Source organism: Saccharomonospora iraqiensis subsp. paurometabolica YIM 90007 (genome assembly GCF_000231035.2).
Taxonomy (GTDB): domain Bacteria; phylum Actinomycetota; class Actinomycetes; order Mycobacteriales; family Pseudonocardiaceae; genus Saccharomonospora; species Saccharomonospora paurometabolica.
The window spans coordinates 1-2,526 of the sequence record NZ_KI912232.1 but is presented as its reverse complement, the minus strand read 5'-3'; the positions used below and the strand labels follow the sequence as shown (position 1 = coordinate 2,526).

Sequence of the window (2,526 nt, the reverse complement as noted above, 5' to 3'; positions counted from 1 at the left end):
CCAGGCCGGGACCGGACGTGCCGGTCGCCGCGGCGGCCGCGCCCCGCCCGTCGTCGGTGACCTCGACCTCCAGGGTCCGGTCGCGGAACCGCACCCGGACGTCGACCGCGCGCGCCGCGGCGTGCCGCACGACGTTCGTGAGCGCCTCCTGGACCACCCGGTAGGCGGAGAGGCCGACCCCGTCGGGAACGGTCCGGGAGGTCCCGTAGACCCCGTGCTCCACGCGCAGTCCCGCGGTCCGGGCGGTGTCCACCAGGTCCGGAAGATCGGCCAACCCTGGTGAGGACCGGGTACCCGGTCCGTCCGGACCGGCGCCGTCCGGACCCGTGCCGTCCCGACGGCCCGGACCGCCCCGGTCGTCGGCCCCACCCCGGTCGTCCGCGCGGAGGACGCCGAGCAGCCCGCGGAGATCCTCGACCGCCGTGCGCGCGGTGGTCTCCACCGTGTCCAGTGCGGTGCGCGCGAGCTCCCGGTCGTCGTCCAGCACCCGCCGGGCGGCGCCGGCCTGGATCCCCATCACCGCCACGTGGTGGGCGACGATGTCGTGCAGGTCGCGGGCGATCCGGAGGCGCTCGGCCACGAGCGCGGTGCGCGTGTTCTCCTCCTGCGAGCGGCGCAACTGGTCGGCACGGTGTTCGAGCTCCGCCCGCCTGCGCGCGGACAACCACGCGAGGTCGCCGAAGAAGTAGGCGGCGGCGAAGTACAGCAGGTTGAACCCGATGCTGTAGAGCACCGTGGACAACACCGGGTCGAGCGGTCCGGCGGCGCCGTCGAAGGCGGGGGCCGGACTGAGCAGCGACCGCACGAGGGACACGCCCAGCCAGACCAGCATCGCGCCGATCACGGCGAGGCGGGCCAGGCGGGCGCGGCCCCGGTCCCCGGCCCACGCCCCCGCCGTGTACAGGGCGAGGAACAGCGCGATCGAGGGCACGAGGGTGTCCCCGGTCCGGCGGACCTGGGCGGCGATGAACACCGCGGCCACGACCAGCAGCACCGCGAGGGGGAAGCGGCGACGCACCACCAGCGGAGCGGTCACGACGACCGCCCACCCCAGTTGTTCCGTCAGTGTCGGCGCCGCGCCGAAGGCGAACGCACCCATGCTGTTGACCAGCACGGTCATCACGAGCGCCCCCGCGACGGCCCCCAGCCCCAGCAGGACGTCGTGCCGCCGCTGCACCGGGGTGGGTGGCGGACGACGCCAGTCGGCCCACACCGGTTCGGTGTCGGCGGTCCCCACCGGGCGGACCGTTCCGGGCCGGTCCGCACCGCCGTTGTCGACCTGCACGCGGGTCAACCTAGTGCATCCGGTGCGGTGTCCGGCCGGTCGGCCGCGCGTCCCGCCGGTGCCGTGGCCGCGTGCCCGGGAGGCGGCCCGGCGAAGGCCGTGTCGGTGACGTCGGCGACGACGCGCACGACCCGGTCCGCGTAGGCACGTGGGCGGACGACCCGCAGCACCACACAGAACCGGCCGTCGACGCCGTGCCGACCGACCAGGTCGTTCCGGTGATGCAGCAGGTACCGGGCCGCCGCCCGGTTGGCGGTCGACGTCTGGCCGCACACCACGAACAGGGTCCTGCCGTCGGTGTGGAACTTCGCCAGCACGACGTACTCGTCGAGATCCGGCACCCGCGAGAACCGGTCGTCGCCGACCCGGATATGCAGCGCGTCCCCCACGTCCCGGTACCTGTCGATCGCGACGCCGGGCAGGAACGTCTCGAGGTGCGCCTCGGTCCGGGTGTTGGCGTCCGGACCACCGACGCAGAACTCGGTGCTCGAACCGAAGGCTCCGTCGAACCGCGGGGACATTCCCTGGACCCGCAGTTCCACGCGGGAGTCGCAGTCCCGGGCGATGCCCGCGATCTCGAGCAGGGCCGCGACGTCGGTCTGGTGGACGCTGTGCCGCGACGGCGAACTCGCGTGCCGTGGGGCCACGATGACGCAGTCCGCACCCGGCCCGAGCCCGAAGAACCGCCGCATCCGTGCGGCTCGCCGCCGTCGACGCACCCGCCCGGACACCCACACGGCGAGCCCCGCGATGACGCTGGCCGCCAGATTGATCGCGAGATCCCCGATGCCCGACACACTCACCCCCGGTACGTGGCGGCCCACGACAGCCGGAAGCCCGGGGGCCGCGGTCGGTCCGCCCGATCGTCCACCGACAGTGACATTGTGGCGCACCGCTGTTCTCGGCCAGAATTCTGTGGTTCACCACGACCCCTGGGGGGCCACGATGACCAGCACCGAACGAGGGGTGACCGCCACGGCCACCGCGTTTCTCACCGCGGCCGTCGTGTTCGCCGCGGTCGGGTCGGGATGGCCGTGGTGGTTGTGGATTCCCTCGGCCCTCGTGCCGTCGGCGGTCGCGGTGCTCGTCCACCGGGCACTCACCCGGGACTCCGCCGCCGGACACGTCGTGCGGTCCGGCCACGAGCCCGGGAAGCCGCTCCCCACGGGCACGGTGCCCGCAACCGGACGGTCGGTGGCTGAGCCGTCGGCGGCCGGGCAGTCGGGGGCCGGGCAGTCGGG

At 74.4% G+C, this 2,526-nt stretch carries 3 protein-coding genes; 1 reads left to right on the top strand and 2 read right to left on the bottom strand.

Annotation, left to right across the window (positions count from 1 at the left end):
* Window positions 1–1,285: sensor histidine kinase (locus SACPADRAFT_RS26875; RefSeq protein WP_051442434.1), on the bottom strand; the 1,285-nt coding region annotated here is incomplete at its 3' end.
* Window positions 1,286–1,290: 5 nt separating this feature from the next.
* The gene (locus SACPADRAFT_RS26870; RefSeq protein WP_007027247.1) at window positions 1,291–2,082 is read right to left on the bottom strand and encodes a hypothetical protein; all 792 of its coding nucleotides are present in this window, start codon (window positions 2,080–2,082) and stop codon (window positions 1,291–1,293) included.
* A gap of 148 nt (window positions 2,083–2,230) precedes the next feature.
* On the opposite strand from SACPADRAFT_RS26870, the gene SACPADRAFT_RS33845 reads away from it, so the two are divergent.
* Window positions 2,231–2,526 (top strand): hypothetical protein (locus SACPADRAFT_RS33845; protein WP_007027246.1); only part of this gene is annotated, 296 nt, incomplete at its 3' end.